Annotated in this window: 16 protein-coding genes; 5 read left to right on the top strand and 11 right to left on the bottom strand. The window is 32.1% G+C overall.

Features of this window, described 5'->3' with window-relative positions:
- Positions 1–234 precede the first annotated feature (234 nt).
- From IUY40_RS11435 to IUY40_RS11425, 3 genes are all read right to left on the bottom strand, one after another.
- Positions 235–2667 carry an ABC transporter permease gene (locus tag IUY40_RS11435; protein WP_195736999.1) on the bottom strand — a complete coding sequence of 811 codons (2433 nt, stop codon included), beginning with the start codon at positions 2665–2667 and terminating at the stop codon, positions 235–237.
- Positions 2668–2814: 147 nt separating this feature from the next.
- A complete protein-coding gene (locus IUY40_RS11430) occupies positions 2815–3516 on the bottom strand; it encodes an ABC transporter ATP-binding protein (RefSeq protein WP_195736998.1) in 702 nt (233 codons plus the stop codon).
- A gap of 65 nt (positions 3517–3581) precedes the next feature.
- Complete coding sequence (locus IUY40_RS11425) at positions 3582–4826, bottom strand: HlyD family efflux transporter periplasmic adaptor subunit (protein WP_195736997.1); 1245 nt, start codon at positions 4824–4826, stop codon at positions 3582–3584.
- A 158-nt stretch (positions 4827–4984) separates the two neighbouring features.
- On the opposite strand from IUY40_RS11425, the gene IUY40_RS11420 reads away from it, so the two are divergent.
- Positions 4985–6334, top strand: coding sequence for a sigma-54 dependent transcriptional regulator (locus tag IUY40_RS11420; protein ID WP_195736996.1), 1350 nt, complete (start codon positions 4985–4987; stop codon positions 6332–6334).
- Positions 6334–7665 carry a HAMP domain-containing sensor histidine kinase gene (locus IUY40_RS11415; RefSeq protein WP_195736995.1) on the top strand — a complete coding sequence of 444 codons (1332 nt, stop codon included), beginning with the start codon at positions 6334–6336 and terminating at the stop codon, positions 7663–7665. Before IUY40_RS11420 ends, IUY40_RS11415 begins: the two co-directional genes overlap by 1 nt.
- A 106-nt stretch (positions 7666–7771) precedes the next feature.
- On the opposite strand, the gene IUY40_RS11410 is transcribed toward IUY40_RS11415, so the two are convergent.
- From IUY40_RS11410 to IUY40_RS11390, 5 genes are all read right to left on the bottom strand, one after another.
- Entirely contained in the window at positions 7772–8098 is a 327-nt protein-coding gene (locus IUY40_RS11410) for an MGMT family protein (RefSeq protein WP_195736994.1), read from the bottom strand.
- A gap of 21 nt (positions 8099–8119) precedes the next feature.
- Positions 8120–8755 carry a LysE family transporter gene (locus tag IUY40_RS11405; RefSeq protein ID WP_195736993.1) on the bottom strand — a complete coding sequence of 212 codons (636 nt, stop codon included), beginning with the start codon at positions 8753–8755 and terminating at the stop codon, positions 8120–8122.
- 50 nt (positions 8756–8805) lie between these two features.
- On the bottom strand, positions 8806–9483 hold the full coding sequence (gene trmB, locus IUY40_RS11400; protein ID WP_195736992.1) for a tRNA (guanosine(46)-N7)-methyltransferase TrmB: 678 nt from the start codon (positions 9481–9483) through the stop codon (positions 8806–8808).
- Between the two features lie 137 nt (positions 9484–9620).
- A complete protein-coding gene (locus IUY40_RS11395) occupies positions 9621–10988 on the bottom strand; it encodes an ammonium transporter (protein ID WP_195736991.1) in 1368 nt (455 codons plus the stop codon).
- Between the two features lie 242 nt (positions 10989–11230).
- Positions 11231–11722 carry a nuclear transport factor 2 family protein gene (locus IUY40_RS11390; RefSeq protein WP_195736990.1) on the bottom strand — a complete coding sequence of 164 codons (492 nt, stop codon included), beginning with the start codon at positions 11720–11722 and terminating at the stop codon, positions 11231–11233.
- 335 nt (positions 11723–12057) lie between these two features.
- Here IUY40_RS11390 and IUY40_RS11385 point away from each other — a divergent pair, with 335 nt between their 5' ends.
- Positions 12058–12693 (top strand): hypothetical protein, encoded by a 636-nt coding sequence (locus IUY40_RS11385; protein WP_195736989.1) that lies wholly within the window; start codon positions 12058–12060, stop codon positions 12691–12693.
- An 88-nt stretch (positions 12694–12781) separates the two neighbouring features.
- Here IUY40_RS11385 and wrbA read toward each other — a convergent pair whose 3' ends face one another.
- Positions 12782–13948 (bottom strand): NAD(P)H:quinone oxidoreductase, encoded by a 1167-nt coding sequence (gene wrbA / locus IUY40_RS11380; RefSeq protein ID WP_195736988.1) that lies wholly within the window; start codon positions 13946–13948, stop codon positions 12782–12784.
- 397 nt (positions 13949–14345) lie between these two features.
- On the opposite strand from wrbA, the gene IUY40_RS11375 reads away from it, so the two are divergent.
- The gene (locus IUY40_RS11375) at positions 14346–15002 is read left to right on the top strand and encodes an oxidoreductase (protein ID WP_195736987.1); all 657 of its coding nucleotides are present in this window, start codon (positions 14346–14348) and stop codon (positions 15000–15002) included.
- 58 nt (positions 15003–15060) lie between these two features.
- On the opposite strand, the gene IUY40_RS11370 is transcribed toward IUY40_RS11375, so the two are convergent.
- Positions 15061–15375 (bottom strand): HPF/RaiA family ribosome-associated protein, encoded by a 315-nt coding sequence (locus IUY40_RS11370; RefSeq protein WP_129540076.1) that lies wholly within the window; start codon positions 15373–15375, stop codon positions 15061–15063.
- Between the two features lie 345 nt (positions 15376–15720).
- Between IUY40_RS11370 and IUY40_RS11365 the strand changes: the two genes are divergently transcribed.
- Positions 15721–15957 (top strand): hypothetical protein, encoded by a 237-nt coding sequence (locus tag IUY40_RS11365; protein WP_195736986.1) that lies wholly within the window; start codon positions 15721–15723, stop codon positions 15955–15957.
- Positions 15958–16132: 175 nt separating this feature from the next.
- On the opposite strand, the gene IUY40_RS11360 is transcribed toward IUY40_RS11365, so the two are convergent.
- Positions 16133–17761 (bottom strand): response regulator receiver domain, encoded by a 1629-nt coding sequence (locus IUY40_RS11360; protein WP_195736985.1) that lies wholly within the window; start codon positions 17759–17761, stop codon positions 16133–16135.
- Positions 17762–17764 lie beyond the last annotated feature (3 nt).

Genomic DNA, 17764 nt, shown 5'->3' with positions numbered 1-17764 from the left:
GATTGGATACTTTACTGCCTAAATGAGTGATGCTGGTGAAATTAGTTTTTATAAAGATGTATCTGACAGAGATAGTCGTTTGTCTTTATTATTATTTCCTGATAAAATTAATTAAACAAAAAATACATCTAACGAGTTATCTTATCCATATATGTTCCCGAAAAAGACCCGACCAGCGATAAAGCTAGTCGAGTCGGGAACCAAAACTCAATTCTAATTAATTGCTCAGATTAATTATTCGTATTTAAGATATTTAAGTAAATCTATTTTAGTCACTTGATATGCTTTTGCTAAAACGATTACCAAAGTTAATAAAAGCAACACAACCAATGCTATAAAAAATGGCAAGAATGAAACATCAATTCTAAAAGCAAAATTCTCTAACCATTTATTAAGTAAAAAGTAGGCAGGAAATATCCCTAATACAAAACCTATAAGACAAAAAAGCACATATTGCTTTGACAATTCTTTAAGCAAAGCATTCGTTTCTGCTCCAAGTGTTTTTCTGATTGCAATTTCTTTTAGTCGTCTTTCCATCGAAAATGATGCTAAAGCAAATAATCCAAAGACTGCAATTACAATCACAATAATATTAAGCACAAAAAATAAGTTCTTTTGCTTAATCTGCTCATTATATGTTTTTGCAAATGCCTTATCTACAAACTGATAACTGAAAGGATAATCGGGATTGATATTCTTTTGCCAGTAAGTCTCTAATTTAGATAGTGTTTCGGTTAAATTTTCAGGTGAAACTTTTACATATATATTATCTAAATTATTCCATTTTAAGGTTTTAATATTGACAAAAACCATCGGTGGAACTTTATTTTTAAAACCTATAATGTGAAAATCTTTTACCACACCAACAATTTTAAATTTTAAATTTCCATCTTTATTTCCCCAACCAGAACTAATTACAGTATTTATGGGATTTTTAAGATTTAGCATCTTAGCACAAGTTTCGTTTATCAACCAATTACTTATTGTATCTGATGCATATTGAGGTGATAAATCTCGTCCTTGATTTATCTTAATTTTCATCATTTCAAGAAAACCAAAATCCATTGTCACATTTTGAGGTTGAACAAAAACACCATTATGTTTAAATCCTGAACTTGAATTCGCTCCTTGACCAAAAGAGCCCGCAAAAGTAGAAACATGTTCAACGCCAGTTATTTTCATCAATTCTTCCCTGGTTGTAAAATACTTTTCTAATCTTTTTTCTCGGTCTTTGTAATTAAATGAAATATTAATTACTTGACTTCCGTTAAAACCTAAATCTTTATTCATCATATAACTTACCTGAGAATGAACAACTAATGCTCCTATGATAAAAAAGGCTGCAATTGTAAACTGAAAAATCAACATCGAGTTCCTAATCCAGATACCACTTTTACTTCTTGAAAAATTCCCTCTTAAAACTTTTAATGTTTCAAAATTAGCTACATAAACTGCTGGAAATATACCTGCTAGAACAATTACAACAATAAAAACAATGATAATTTGCAGGTAAAATTCAGCCCCTTTGACAACAAGGGTTTTACCCAAAAAGTCATTAAAAAAAGGCAAAGAAAGCTCTACAATTGCTAACGCCAAAAGAATGGCCAAAACAACAATTATAGCAGTTTCAAATATAAACTGTAATACGATTTGAGATTTATTTGCTCCAACAATTTTTCGAACACCAACTTCTTTCGCTCTTTTAATTGCTGATGCAGTTGCTAAATTAATGTAGTTAACCAAAGACAAAGCCAGAATAAGTCCAGACAAACCTACCATAATATACAATAACTGTAGATCCCCTCTTCCTTCTGGATAACTTCCTCCTACACTAGATCCTACACCATAAAGTCGTGCCTCTTTTAACTGATCCAGAATAACTGTAATTTCACCGTTTTCTTTCAAATATTGCTCCACAGTCTGTCCATTTTCTTTCGCATCTTTCATTGTTCGGTTAACAAAATTAACATGCTTCATTTTCTTTAAAACAATTGCAGCATCTATTCCTTTTTTTACCTTTATGCAAAGCGTATGATTGAAATTCCCCCAACTATCCATATCATACTCCTTCAGAAGCCCTCCAAATACATAATTAGGTTCAACAGAAGATGGCCTCATGATTTTATAAACTGCTTTTACAATAAAAACATTCCCATCGTTGACAATAGTTTTCCCTATAGGATCTTCATTTTTAAAAACCACTTTTGCTTCATCTTCCGAAATAGCAACACTATTTTTCTCTTTAAGAATATCTTTTTTAGCACCTTTAACAATTGGAAATGGAAATACTTCAAAAAAATCGTAATCAGCAACTATGATTTTTTTACCCATCCATTTTTGATTGTTATATTTGAGTATATCTTCATAATACCAACTATCAAAAAAAGTAATATTTTCAATTTCAGGAATTGTAGCCTTACATGTTACTCCAAAAGGAACTGGACTTGAATTCCATATATTCTCTGGTGCATCACCTATACCATTAAGAACCTGATATACATTCTCCTTTTCAGGATTCCACTGGTCATATAAATTCTCATTGTTCCAATATAAAATTGCAAAAATAACTCCTGCAATTCCTATGCTTAATCCTAATACATTTAAAAACGAAAACAGTTTGTTTTGCTTTAAATGATAAACAAATATTTTTATCCAGTTAAGTATCATCTTTCTTATTTATGATTTGGTTTGATTGATTGATTGATTGATTGATTGATTGATTGATTGATTAGTTTAAAATATTTTATAAAAACAATGTTTTACAAAATTCTATCACTACTATAATTACTATTGTTATCAATTTTATCATGATTTCTATACTTTAAAAACATCTACATTTCTTTGATTAAATCTTTCCGAAAAAATAACCCCATCCTTCATATGGATTGTTTTTTGCGAAAAAGATGCGTCGTAATCCGAATGCGTTACCATTAGTATTGTTGCTCCTTTGGCATGCAAATCAGTTAAAAGTTCCATAACTTCATTACCATTTTTACTATCTAGGTTTCCTGTTGGCTCATCGGCCAAAATAATCTTAGGATCATTTACTAAAGCTCTTGCAACTGCAACACGTTGTTGCTGTCCTCCTGAAAGTTGTTGCGGAAAATGTTTTAATCGATGAGAAATATTTAACTTCTCTGCAATTGCTTCTACTTTTTGTTTTCTATCAGATACCTTTACATTATTGTAAATTAAAGGCAACTCTATATTATCATAAACTGATAGCTCATCGATAAGATTAAAATTTTGAAAAATAAATCCAATATTTTCTTTACGTACACTAGCTCTTCCTTTTTCTTTAAGTCCAATCATTTCGTTATCCAATAATTTATAACTTCCACCGCTTGCACTATCCAAGAGCCCGATTATATTAAGCAAAGTAGATTTTCCACAACCCGAAGGTCCCATTATTGTTAAGAAATCTCCTTTTTTTATTTTAAAATTAATACCACTTAATGCCGCTGTTTCTACTTCTTCTGTTCTAAAAACCCTAGTTAAATCTTGTATTGTTATCATATCTTTTTAAAATATTTGTTGTTATTGATTGTGTTTTTTGATTGATGATTGAACTCTATTTTTTTTTATTTCGTCTTTATTGAAAGCTCTTCCATATCTTTATAATCTAGATAAGAAGATACAATTACTTTTTCGCCTTCTTTTAATCCGCTTAAAACTTCATAATACGAAGGGTTTTCTCTACCTAATTTAATTGTTCTTTTCTCTGCTTTATTTCCATTTATAACAAAAATCCATTTTCCTGCTGTTTCCTGATTAAAACTTCCTTTTTGTAAAACAAGAATTTTATTTCTTTCTGATAAAATTAATTTTATCCCAAAGCTTAATCCATCTTGTAAAGCAATTTTATCTTTAGAAATAAAATTTAATTCAACTGAAAAATGACCACTTTTAACCTCTGGAATTACTTTTGTCACAATTACTTCCAAAATTTTTCCCTGATAATCAACTTGCCCTTTTAGCCCTTCGCGCATTTTTTCTAAATAAAACTCATCTACTTCTGCTACCAATTTATAACCTTGTCTAGAATCTATTCTTCCTATACTTTCTCCCGCCTGAAAAGTCTTTCCCAGAACTGGCTGAAAAGAAGTTAGTCTCCCTGATTCTGGTGCTGTTATCAAAAAGTTTTTTTTATTATTTCTCAAAATATCCAAGCTCTTTTCCATGGTTTGAATCGAACGGTTAATTTGTGAAATCTGCAATTGATTCGTTTGCTTCTCTTTCTGAATACTTTGCTGAATTGTTTTTCGGCGTTCATCCTGAAAACGTAAACTCTCTTTGAATGCATTCCAATCATTTCGGGAAATAACATCTTTCTCATACAATTTCGAATTCATATCATACAATCGTTTTGCATCATTATAATCATGTTCTATTGCAACTAAATCCTTTGTCAAATTCAACTCTTGATTTCTGATATTTAATTTTCCAGTATTCAGATTATTAATCTGTTCTATAATTGCCGTTTCTTGTGTCAGGTAATTAAGTTCTGTGTTCGGATTATACAATCGAGCCAATGGCTTCCCTTTTATAACCGTAGCTCCGTTTTCTACAAATATTTCCTTAACCGAACCTCCTTCGGTGACATTCACCAACATCACATTCAAAGGTTCAACTTTTGCCTGAAAAACCATAAAATCTTCAAAAAAATCTGTTTCTACAGTTTTCACAGTCAACTCATCTCCCTTAACATTCAGGCTTCTTTTTTTATTGAAAGAAAAAAAGACTACAATTGCCACAGCTAAAAAAACTCCGATTCCTATTGTCAGATACCTAATTTTTTTACTTTTACGAAGAATTACTTTATCCATGTGTTCTAATAATTTACTGATTACCAATAGGTAAATATTGTGCCAAAAGAATTAAAATCTATAAAGCGTTGATTTATAAAGCAGTTCAAAACTATCAATAAAAAGTAATGTTCGATAATGAACAGTTGACCGTTCATAATTGAACAAAAAAACATATCATGCGAAAAAAACAAGCCAATATATTAGTTGTCGATGATCAGGAAGAAATTCTTTTTTCAGTAAAAATGATTCTGAAAAAACAATTCGAATCTATTTTTACTACAAATGACCCAAAAAAAATCATCTCGCTTTTATCCGAAAACCCAATTGATGTTGTTTTATTAGACATGAATTATCGCATTGGTTTTGAAGATGGCCGCGAAGGAATTCATTGGCTAAAAGAAATCAAGTTATTATCTCCACAAACTGTTGTTATTTTAATGACTGGCTTTGGAAAAATAGAAACTGCTGTAGAAGGTATAAAAATAGGTGCCTTTGATTATGTTTTAAAACCTTGGAACAATGAAAAGCTATTAACTACAATTGACAATGCGGTTAATGAAAGTCGAAAGAAATCAAAGAAACTAATCGTAAAAACCGAAGAAAAAAAATATTTTACTGGAACTTCTGATAAAATAAAGCGAGCGTATACAATTGCCGATAAAGTTGCTAAAACAGATGCCAACGTACTAATTTTAGGAGAAAACGGAACTGGTAAATTTGTTTTCGCACAACATATCCATCAAAATTCTCAACGAAAAGACAGCCCTTTTATCCATGTGGATTTAGGATCTTTAAGCGATAATTTATTCGAAAGCGAACTATTTGGTTATGCCAAAGGAGCTTTTACAGACGCCCAAACTGATACTCCGGGACGGTTTGAAACTGCAGCTAACGGAACTATTTTTCTAGACGAAATAGGGAACATCCCTTTGCATTTACAATCGAAGTTACTGCACGTTTTACAAACCAAATCGGTCACCCGCTTAGGCGAGAGTAAAACCAGACCTCTTAACGTACGCATAATTGCTGCTACTAATAGCGACATAAAAGCCGAAGTAATAAACAAAACATTTCGTGAAGATTTATTGTATCGCATTAATACGATGGAAATTACTTTACCCGCTTTACGGGAACGGAAAGACGATATTGTACCAATGGCTGAATATCTTCTTAACGAAATTGCAGAAAAATACAATCAAGCTGATATTGTTTTTGACAGCAACGTTGCCAAACATTTAGAAAAATATCCTTGGAGAGGAAACGTACGTGAGATGGAAAACAAAATTGAAAGAGCTTTAATCCTATCCGAAAACAATATAATTACAGTAACCGATTTAGATATTCTTGATTTTGAAGACGTCTTGATTGATGATGAAAACCCATTGTCTGAAATAGAGAAAAATGCTATTGAAAAATCCTTACTTAAAAACAACAGAAACATTAGCAAAACTGCCGAAGAACTAGGGCTATCCAGAGCTTCTCTATACCGAAGAATTGAAAAATATGGTTTAAAAAATATTGAATAATGAAAAACTGGAAATTTTACAACCTCTTATTTTTACGCGTTTTTATAGTCATAATCATTCTTTTTACTTCATTGTATCTTGCACAAAAGGAGCTGTATTACAATAGTATATTGGCAGGTGTTGCCGTTATTATCGCTCTAATAGAAATGTATTCTTTTATCAAAACAAAAACTAACTTTTACGACAAGACAATTCTCTCAATTCTTCAAAACGACTACTCGTCCAATTTTCCCGAAGAACAAAAAAAAGGTAGTTTCAAGAATCTTGCTCTTTTATATAATACTTTAAAAGAAAAGCAACAGGAACAAACTTCTAAAGAATTAATTTATCGTTCTATTTTAAACAATATAGATACTGCCACTTTAATTCTGGAAAAAGACAATAATAATTGGAATATATTCTTAATGAATGATTATTTCTCTTCATTGTTTAATGTCCCTAAAGTGAGTCATTGGAGTTACCTTAAAAATTACCTTCCATCATTGTGTGAAGAAATTGAAAATACTCATTTTACTGAATTAAAAACTGCTATTAGTATCAAGATTGAACAACAGGACTTACAAACTTTTACACTCCAGACTTCGCTTACAAGATCATTAAACAAAGAATACTACATTATCTTACTTGATAGTATACAACGCGTTATCGACAAGAAGGAAAAAGAAGCTTGGATTACTTTAATGAAAGTTATCTCGCATGAATTAATGAATTCACTAACACCAATTCGTTCGCTTTCGCAAAATTTACTTCAAATAATTGATCAAGAAAAACTTGAAGAAGATGATCTTGAAGACATTAAAAACAGCATATCTACTATTATTAACCGTAGCGATCATTTACAAATTTTTGTAGAAAACTACCGAAAATTAACCATGTTGCCTACCCCAAATAAAAAACTAACATCGATTAATACTTTTTTTAATGATTGTTTAAAAATCATGTCACCAATTTTAAAAGAACAAGGAATCGAATTGATAAACAGTATCAACAGTTCCCGCAACATCCTCATTGATAAGAGTCAAATGGAACAAGTTATCATCAACTTGATTACCAATAGTATTTTTGCTTTAAAGGAAAGACATGAGAAAAAAATATTCTTATCGGCATTGACTGAAAACAATCGTTTTTTTATTACAATATCCGACACTGGAAAAGGAATTGACCCTGAAATAAGAAACAAAATATTCCTGCCTTTTTTCACAACCCGAAAAGAAGGTGCAGGAATCGGGCTTACACTTTCAAAGAATATTATTGAAGCTCATGGTGGCTACTTAAGTTATCAGGCAGATGAGGATAGAACTAATTTTGTGATTTGCCTGATTACGTCCTAAAACGGTTTACAGTCACAGTCGAGAACCTAAAACTTTAAATTATCCGCAAAAAAAAAATTAACTGGAAACTGGAACTGGAAACTGAGTTCATCACATTTTAAATAGACTAAATCTCTATTGCTGGTTGCCAAAAATGTTTTTCGAAATCTACAATTTGATTGTCTTTGACTTCGATGCCTTCGTTTTCGAGTAATTGCTGCATCAGGTTAGTTCCGTCAAAATGATGTTTACCACTTAGTAAACCTTTCCTGTTTACAACACGATGCGCAGGAACATCATCCCTATTATGACAAGCATTCATTGCCCAACCCACCATTCTTGCTGAACGTGCTGTCCCCAATGCTTTTGCTATAGCGCCATACGAAGTTACTTTCCCGTACGGAATCTGTCTTACAACTATATATACCCTTTCGAAAAAATTATCCTCTGCCATAGCTTTATTTTAAAGTAAAAACTAAGCGAAATAATACCGTATAATATTAAAAAGTGTAATTATCGAAATTACTCCTGTAATACTTCCGATAATGATATTCATGTTCTTCAGTATATAATCTGTTTTCTGCTCTATCTTTTGGAAAAAAGCAATATAACAGTAAAAAACGGTAAACGAACCCAAAACCGAACCCGTTACAAACACAGATATAAAATAGTTTTCGAACAAAAATAATTTATAAGAAGCAAGCGTAACACTAACAAAAACATAATACGGGATTGGAAAAAAATTAAGCGCTGAGAGTAACATTCCTAAAAAGAAACGGCTTTTCTTACTGTTATTTTTAATCTTATTTTTTTTCTTTTTTGGTTCTTTTGCAATCCACAGAAAGTAAACCGTTAGAAGAGCAAAAATTCCAAAACCAATTTCACGCAATAAAGTTACAACATCTGGTCGCTGGTCAATAATCCTTGCTGATAAAATCGCCAAATATACTTGGCAAAAGATAATAAGTACTGCTCCAGCAACAAACCACAACGCATTTTTTTTTCCTTCTTTTAAATTCACTTTGGCTGCCGTCATATTTATTAATCCAGGCGGAATAATACCAATAAAAGCCGTAATGAAACCTAAAAGTAAAGGGATAATAAATGTCATGCGCTGCGAATCATGTATTAAAAAATGGGTATTTGAAATTAAATAAAGAACTACGCTTTAATTTTGAAACGAATATACGTAATTGCCTTGTTAATTTCTAAATATTGTTTCTCATAAAATGTTTGAAAGGCAGTTACCTCTTCTGGACTTCCTTCGTTTACATACACATTATGATTAGCATATAAAACTTCATGACCTTCTCCATGCAACAACCCTAAGGTGTAGCCATGCATAAATTCGCTATCGGTTTTTAAGTTTACAACACCATCTTTTTTAAGAATCTTTTTATACAACTGCAAAAATTCCGAATTAGTCATTCGGTGCTTGGTACGTTTGTATTTTATTTGTGGATCTGGAAAAGTAATCCAGATTTCATCTACTTCATTTTCAGCAAAAATATGATTGATTAATTCGATTTGAGTACGAATAAAAGCAACATTGTGTAAACCTGTTTCGACAGCAGTCTTAGCACCACGCCAAAAACGAGCTCCTTTTATATCTATTCCAACAAAATTTTTGTTTGGATATCGCTCTGCTAATCCAACAGAATATTCCCCTTTTCCACAACCTAATTCAAGTACCAACGGATTATCATTCTTAAAGAAGTCTGTATTCCATTTCCCTTTTAGCGGAAATAAATCGCCTACAACTTCTTCTCTCGTTGGTTGAAAAACGTTATCAAATGTTTCGTTCTCCTTGAATCTCTTTAGTTTATTTTTACTTCCCACTTTTTTACAAATATTTCGGCAAAATTAAGGAATATATACGAATGAATCGCATCGGATTTCAAAAATGAAAAAAACCACATCGAATAGCTTTTTTCTACAAAAACATTTGATGTGGTTTTCTTTATAAAATCACCTAATTAAACGACACTTTTCATTTTAGGCTCTAATGTTTCGTCGTGTTGAGATAAGTCCAACCCGATGTGCTCTGATTCTTCTGACACGCGCATTGGGATAATTAGATTCGTCACCTTAAATAGTAAATAAGCTCCAAAGAAAGTAAATATCGATACCAAGACCAATGCCATCATATGGTGTGCAAAAACGATCCATCCGCCGTGAAGTAAACTTGCTTTTTCGCCATGTGCAAAGATTGCAGTAAGAATCATTCCCATAATCCCTCCCACTCCATGACAAGCAAAAACATCTAGAGTATCATCTATTTTCTTTAAGAAAGCAGCATTCACCACCATATTTGAAACTAGTGCTGCACTGAATCCAAAAAACATACTTTCTGGCACTGATATAAATCCTGCTGCTGGAGTAATCGAAACCAATCCTACTACTGCTCCAATACACGCTCCTAAAGCGGATACTTTTCGCCCGTTTATTCTATCAAAAAATACCCACGTTAACATTGCTGCTGCAGATGCTGTTGTTGTAGTAGCAAAAGCCATTGCCGCAACACCATTTGCTGCCAAAGCCGAGCCTGCATTAAAACCAAACCAACCAAACCACAGCATTCCTGTTCCTAATAATACAAAAGGAATATTAGTAGGTATATGTCGGCTATTTTTTCTTTTTCCTAATACAAGAACTCCTGCTAGTGCTGCAAAACCAGCACTCATATGAACCACTGTTCCTCCTGCAAAATCTTTAACTCCAAAATAAGATCCTAAAATTCCTGTAGGATACCAAACTGCATGACATAAAGGAGCATAAATAAATATGGTAAACAAACAGATAAAAAGAAGGTACGAAATAAACCGAACACGCTCTGCAAATGAACCTGTAATAATTGCTGGTGCAATAACTGCAAATTTCATCTGAAACAAAGCAAATAACATAAACGGAATCGTATTTGCTAATTGTTTATGAGGCAAAACACCCACATAATCCATAAAGGCAAATGTTGTTGGATTTCCTACGAAGCTGTAAAAATTTCCTCCTGAATGAATCCCTATTGGCTCTCCAAAAGCAAGACTAAAACCAACTACAACCCACAAAAGTGTCACTACTCCAAGGCATATAAAACTTTGGAGCATGGTAGATATCACATTCTTTTTCCCAACCATTCCTCCATAAAAAAAGGAAAGTCCTGGGGTCATAATCAAAACCAGACAACAAGAAGTAAGCATCCAGGCAACATCGGCAGGAACAATATGATCTGTAGATCCAAATTCTGAAAGAACATAATCAGTTCCGCTAACTGTTGGCCAAAATGCACCCGTTATAGATATGATACTTATAATGACAAAGGAAATAATCCACCACTTTTCTATTTTCATTTTCAAAATACTTTACTTTAACCCCATTTATATAGGGGTCAAAGTTATAAAAAAACAAGTATTTTACTTTTTAAAGGCTGAAAAATAGTGGTCGACATTAAATTATAATCAATATTGCAGTTTTAAAAGCTTTTTATTGCCAGTATCCTATTTTGAGTTTCTAATTAATATATTAAATTATCAATCCTATTATAATGAAATTAGAATTTCAATTTTTAAAAGACTAAAAACAAAGTCTTTACTTACTTTTTCTTAAGTTTAGCAATCATTCCATCTTCAATTGGTGCTTTTATTTTCACAACCTCATCTACATTGTCGTTTGGAATCGTCATAGACAATACATAATGCTTTACCTTCCATTCTTTTCCCACTTTTACCATAACTCCCGATCCGCGACAAATTTTCATTTGGGTATCAAGCAATTCATCAAACCAAGCTGTTTTTCCTGTTGCATCAAAAAAGACATGACGTTCTAATGCTGTAAAATTCCACGCTTTTCCTCTATCAAAAAAAGGCTTTGCCCAAACTTTAAAATCGGCTTTGTTCCAATTTTCAGTAGCATCTGTACCTATAAAAATTACATCTTCGGCCATTAAAGCAAAATAAGGTTCATAACTGGCAGTCGCAGCGGCTTTATGCCAAGCATCGAGGGTTTTATTTATTTTATCAACCTCAACAGTTTGTGCATGCGCAAATGATGTAATGAATAAAAGAAGTAGAATTGACTTTTTCATAGTATATAGTTATTTATTTTTAAAGTTAAGAAAATAGTTTTCAGTTTACAATAATCAGTAGTCTCATCCTGAGCGAAGCCGAAGAACAGTCGCAGTTTTTAGTCACGATATTCAGTTTGCAGTTATCAGTAGTGTCATCCTGAGCGGAGTCGAAGGACAATCGCAGTATAAAATCTTAAACTTAAATATTTTTACATTATCTACAATGATTTAATCACATAAAAAAAATCATTCTAATCCTTATAATCTGTGGCTAAACTTGTTTTTAACAAAGTCCTACTAGAAAATAAATTAAAAAAACGAGTATATTCGAGAACTTTAAAAATCACTTACACATGAATTCGAAAATCTTTATAAGCTCGTTAATCATTTCCTCAATACTTCTTGTTTCTTGTAAAAAAGGATTAGAACCTCAGGAAAGTACGCCAGCATCTGAATTAGTAAAACTAGGATTGGCACAAGACACGACAAAAGCAAATTCGGAAGTTCAAACACCTGCAACAGTAGCAAATCCAAACACTGTAATGGGTGCTACAGGAGGGATTAATCCTGCTCACGGACAACCTGGCCATCGTTGCGACATTGAAGTTGGTGCTCCTTTAAATTCAGCAGCTCCTGTACAAACAGTACAACAAACCACAACTCAAACTGCTCCTACAACAACTGTAGTAACAAATACAGCAACTGCTCAACCCACAACAACTACTGCCAAAGGAATGAATCCTCCTCACGGACAAAAAGGACATCGTTGTGATATTGCTGTAGGTGCACCATTAAATTCTACAGCTCCAAAAGCAACTACTCAAACTACTCAACAAACACAATCGGGGTCGGGTACCGTTAGCCAACAAATGGCGATTCCGCTTCCTGCTCCAAATACCGATGTTACTGCTCCTGGAATGAATCCGGCACACGGACAAGATGGTCACCGTTGTGATATTGCCGTAGGTGCAGCATTACCAAAATCATAAAGTATCGATTATAATCGACCTCATATAAAGCAAAAACCCGAATACACAACATGTATTCGGGTTTTGTCTTTTTAATCTAAATCTATTTTTATTCGATTTCAAAAATTGCCTGAATTTCAACTGCCGAATTTACTGGTAACGAAACTGCACCAACTGTCGCTCTTGCATGTTTTCCTTTTTCTCCAAAGACCAATGCTGTCAAATTAGAAGCCGAATTCATAAGACCTGCATGTTGTGTATATTCAGGAGTTGTATTAAAATATCCTGTTAACTGAACACATTGTTTTACTTTGTTCAAATCGCCTCCGCAAGCTACTTTTAATACCGCAATAACATTTAGCATCGTTTGATACGTTGCTTCTTTTGCTTGCTCGTCTGTAACTGTTGCACCCACTTTACCTGGATTTAATATTTTACCATCTTTTAATGCAACTTGATTAATGTATACTTTATTATTCGAAATGGTAAAGGGCACGTAATTCCCAACAGGCATAGGAGCCTCAGGAATCACAATATTATTATCTTTTAATACTTTATTAACATCAAAACCTACTTTAGTTTCTGCTGGAGTTAGTTTGAGCATTTTAGCACTTTCTGTATTTTTCAATCCCAAAGCTACTCTTGCCAAAGCTTTACCTTGTTCTTTTGCCAAATTCAATTCGCTAGCCGAAGGTCTAGTTCCTGTTGATCCTGCCAATGAAGTTGCTCCAAAAGGTGTATTCCCCTGTGGAACTGTTTTATCTAAAGTAGCTGATCCCATAATTCCTGTAGGTACAATTACCATTCCGTGTGAGGCAAGGATATTCCAAAAAGACAAAATTGCGGCTTCTTTTCCTGCTCCTGATCCAGCCGACATAAAAACAGTTGCTGGTTTTCCTTCTAAAGCTCTTAATGTCCAAATTGGAATACTTTTGCTAAAAAAGTAATTCATATCGGCACTGATGTTTGCAAAATGAACTGGGCTACCAAAAGCGATTCCATCGTAATTAGCCAATTCTTCGATTGTTGCAACTGGCAATTTCTCTACCTCAGCAGTTAATTTTTCTTTTGGATTTATCGAAGCAACTCTTTTTATTGTTGCTTTTGTATTTGGATACTCCTGAATTCCCTCTGCCATAGCTTTTGCCATTTTATATGTTCCTCCGCTCTGAGAATGGATAAGAACCAAAACAGTAGTCTCTGGTGTTTTAACTTGCGCATTTGCACCAAAACCTATAAAAATTACGGTTAATAATGCGAGTAATTGCTTTTTCATGAATTTATTTTAAATGATTTAATATTTGATAACCCAAATCAGGTTACTTGCCTTTTTATAAAGAACGACTACTTTTTTTGGGACTACAAAATTACTATTTTACAACAGCGAAAAGCGTTATTATTATCTTAATTTTGTTTTTGGGATTTCATAAAGATTCACAAAAACCCACAGAGTTACAGCATTTTTTTTTTGCGACAGATTAAAAAAATTAGAAAAATCGGCTTAATCTGCAAAATCTGCGTGAAACAAAAAAATAAGTTTCTTTTTTCACATATAAAATCTATGCCTCTATGTGGCAAATAAAACTTAACAACCTTCAGCAAAGCAAACAAAGTAGCTACACGCAACGTATTAGTCTGATATTTTTTCTAACTTCGAGGAAACAAATTATCTTATGAAAAAAGCAATTATTTATGGAGCAAGCGGACTCGTTGGATCTTATATTCTTGAATATTTGCTAAACAATCCTAGTTACGAACAAATCATTATCGTTATCCGAAAAGACTTAAACATTCAGCATCCTAAACTAAAAACTCTTATTGGTGATTTTCATTCTTTAGACAACTTAGTAAAAAACAGTCCAGTAGACGAAATTTATATCGCTCTTGGAACCACACAAAAGAAAACGCCTGATCAAAAAATATATTACCAAATTGATCATGACTATCCTGTATTAGCTGCAAAATTGGCTAAGGAGAATGGAGCAAAAGCTGTATTTTTGGTTTCTGCGGTTGGAGCAAATCCAAATTCATCTGTATTTTACACTAAGACAAAAGGAGAAGCCGAAGAAGATATTATCAACCTAAATTTTGAACATACGTATATCTTTCGCCCTTCGATGATTTTAGGAAATAGAAAAGAAAATCGACCTCTTGAAAAAGTTTTAAAGACACTATTTAAAATCATCAATCCGTTATTCATGGGAAAATTAAGCAGCTACAAAGGCATTGAAGCTAGTGATATAGCCCAAGCAATGGTTAATAGTGCTGATGGGGCCAATGAGAGAGTCAAAATATTGCATTGGAAAGAAATGATTGCTTTATTAAAATAAAAAATGGCATTATCTTAATTTTAGATAATGCCATTTTACAATTATATAGGTATGTAAATTAATACTCCTTCATTTTTTCGAAAGTTGTAGTAAGTGATTTTTTGATTTTACCCAAAGCACCTTGAAAAGCTTTTTCAAGTGTATCGGCATGATCAGTAACCGTAATAGGCTGTAATTTTACAGGACGAACTTCAATCACACATTTTTTGTCGTTCAGACTAAATTTCTCTCCGTTTTCGTCTCCAAAATGCACTTCGATGCGTGTAACCTTATCTTCAAAACGTGCCAACGATTTATTTAATTCGCCAGAGAAATAAGCTTCTAATCTTTCGTGTCCTTCTATGTTTTTGTCGGTGTTGATTTGAATTTTCATCTTACTATATGTTTAATGTTTGTTTCTCAAAGCTATCAAATTTTGAACGATAAACCGAAAGAGTTAATAAAACATTATGAAAATAAATTACGATTTTTTTTACTCCATTTGCCTTTCCTCCTAAGAAGAAATCATATTACAAAACCTTCACTAACAGACAAGTTAAATACCAAGGTAATTAGCGGGAATTTTTATATGTTTGCAGTCCTAAAACTTTCAGATTATGAACTTGACAAAACTTTTGCCCGTGTGGTATGCTGGCGGTATTGGAAACAACCGTAACGCTCTGAAAGGCGTAGGACAGCTAACCTATGCGGGTTTTATATTTCCTTAAACTTTCAGATTATGAGTACAAAAACCCTTACTAAAGAAACAGAAACAAGACTAATTAACTTTCTTACCACAGAAATTAATCCTCTTGAAATGGCTAAATGCATCAGGCGAATAAACCACTTTCTAGCCTTAACCGTTATTCGCAACGATGACAATCGCAATCCGATTAATAAGTATTGGTTAGAAGATGATTTTTATTGGCTCAACGAATTAGCCGAAACCTTAAATCCCCATTTGGAAGTTGAATAATTAAAGAAGCCACTGTGAATAGTGGCTTTTTTGTTATTAACGGATTATTTTTTATACAGTAATAATATTAGCATTTAAAAACAGTATTATTATTTTACTATACCTTTTTTCAAAATAAATATTAAATACCAATATTAATTCTTCTTTTCATCCAAGTTTTCTTTTTTTATATTTTTTACTTTGTCACAAAATCAACTCCAACTCTGATAGGATAAGAAAAAGCGTGATTTGCAATTCTTTGAGCATAATTCGGGCGAATGGTTCCTATATATGTAAGCTTTTCAGTTTTTATTTCCCCCGTTTTATCCAAATAGTGTACTTTGATTCTATTATTTTCATCAAATTTATTTTCCCCTTCAAATACTTTATATTGCAATGGTTTTATATACAAAGGAGCATAAGATTTTTTTAAATCATCTAAAGTAATTTCTGTCCATTTTATTGTAATATTATTTGATAAAAAACTAACAAAAGCAGTATCGCCTAAATCAAGAGCATCTGTATTTTTAATATTACTACCCTCAGCAAAATAAAAATTACTCTTGATTTTATCTTGAGGTCTCAAACAATCACACAAAGCCGTTAAACAAATTAGATATTTGGGACTCTCTTTATGATTTTCATTAGGTTCAACCAACAATACATCACCAAAATTTAATATTTGATCTTCTTTATTAAAATAATATGAATTATAAAAAACATTCATTTTATGCAATGAAATAAGATCAGAATATTCAGGATCAAGTCTATCTTCAAACTCATCTAAAAGAATATCATCAAGCAATAATGATTCTCTATTTCTTATTGACATTGATATTTTTTCCATCAAAACCTCATCCATAAAAGATTTAAAGAAATATTCAGTATCATCAGCTTTTAATTTTTTACGATGATGGATTAAAGCATCCTTTGGGAATGATATTGCTAAATCATTTGTAATAGCGCTAGATCTAAACAAGTGATTATATAATTCAATTCCTAAAAGGTGATTAAAACTATCAATATCGTCAATAATATGATTTTTAAAATTTTCTAATAAAGCCTCTGCATCATTATCCGATTTATTCAAAATAGTTATTATTGTATTATTAATTACAATAATTTTTTTATCGTAATCTACATAAGTAGGACATTGTAGATCAACATCAGATTTAACCTTACTCGATAAAGCTATAGAAGTCTTTATCATTGCGCAGGTTATGTCTTCCGAACCAGTTATTTCTTTAAGTTTATTTGGAACAGATCGGTCTTTAGTGTAAATCTCTTTCCTTAAACTTCTAACTAACTCATTATTGCTTCTTTTAACATTAATTTGATCTAATAATGCTGTTAATTCTGGAGCAAATCTTTCTAATTCTAACAATTCTCTTATCCCCTCATAGTAATCTTTATTTTTCCCTGAGAAATAAGACAAAATATTTAAAAGAACATCATCTAAACTTTCTTCTGAAGTATAAATAGTACTAAAGTGAATATGATTGGTATTAACAATTTCACTAAGAATTTTTAATGATTCTTCTTCCCCATGTTTCCCATCTAATTTCCAATCTAATATTACAAAATCTCTGTTTTCAGTAATAAATTTAAGTTTAGCTACATCTATTTCATCTCCTTTCGAATATTTAAAAACATCTAGAGAAATGCCATTTTTTTTAAAATTATTATACAATTTTTCAGATAAAACTTCTTCAATTTCTGGATTTGCAGATTCAACTTGATAAAATGGCCTTGCTTTTTCATCAATATAAATCGCAGATTTAATTGCATCTTGTAAAATTAATTTTGCTCTTCTTTCGTAACTCATAAA

The sequence above is a fragment of the Flavobacterium sp. ALJ2 genome (assembly GCF_015594725.1).
GTDB lineage: Bacteria > Bacteroidota > Bacteroidia > Flavobacteriales > Flavobacteriaceae > Flavobacterium.
Note: the sequence above shows the minus strand (reverse complement) of the source record. Positions and strands in the feature narration are given on the sequence as shown.

Bases quoted from the DNA above. Each gene is read 5' to 3' on its own strand.
- IUY40_RS11375 (WP_195736987.1), top strand. From the start codon at position 14,346: ATGAAAAAAGCAATTATTTATGGAGCAAGCGGACTCGTTGGATCTTAT.
- IUY40_RS11385 (WP_195736989.1), top strand. From the start codon at position 12,058: ATGAATTCGAAAATCTTTATAAGCTCGTTAATCATTTCCTCAATACTT.
- IUY40_RS11395 (WP_195736991.1), bottom strand. From the start codon at position 10,988: ATGAAAATAGAAAAGTGGTGGATTATTTCCTTTGTCATTATAAGTATC.
- IUY40_RS11430 (WP_195736998.1), bottom strand. From the start codon at position 3,516: ATGATAACAATACAAGATTTAACTAGGGTTTTTAGAACAGAAGAAGTA.
- IUY40_RS11370 (WP_129540076.1), bottom strand. From the start codon at position 15,375: ATGAAAATTCAAATCAACACCGACAAAAACATAGAAGGACACGAAAGA.
- IUY40_RS11410 (WP_195736994.1), bottom strand. From the start codon at position 8,098: ATGGCAGAGGATAATTTTTTCGAAAGGGTATATATAGTTGTAAGACAG.
- wrbA (WP_195736988.1), bottom strand. From the start codon at position 13,948: ATGAAAAAGCAATTACTCGCATTATTAACCGTAATTTTTATAGGTTTT.
- IUY40_RS11360 (WP_195736985.1), bottom strand. From the start codon at position 17,761: ATGAGTTACGAAAGAAGAGCAAAATTAATTTTACAAGATGCAATTAAA.
- IUY40_RS11405 (WP_195736993.1), bottom strand. From the start codon at position 8,755: ATGACATTTATTATCCCTTTACTTTTAGGTTTCATTACGGCTTTTATT.
- IUY40_RS11365 (WP_195736986.1), top strand. From the start codon at position 15,721: ATGAGTACAAAAACCCTTACTAAAGAAACAGAAACAAGACTAATTAAC.
- IUY40_RS11435 (WP_195736999.1), bottom strand. From the start codon at position 2,667: ATGATACTTAACTGGATAAAAATATTTGTTTATCATTTAAAGCAAAAC.
- IUY40_RS11390 (WP_195736990.1), bottom strand. From the start codon at position 11,722: ATGAAAAAGTCAATTCTACTTCTTTTATTCATTACATCATTTGCGCAT.
- IUY40_RS11415 (WP_195736995.1), top strand. From the start codon at position 6,334: ATGAAAAACTGGAAATTTTACAACCTCTTATTTTTACGCGTTTTTATA.
- IUY40_RS11420 (WP_195736996.1), top strand. From the start codon at position 4,985: ATGCGAAAAAAACAAGCCAATATATTAGTTGTCGATGATCAGGAAGAA.
- IUY40_RS11425 (WP_195736997.1), bottom strand. From the start codon at position 4,826: ATGGATAAAGTAATTCTTCGTAAAAGTAAAAAAATTAGGTATCTGACA.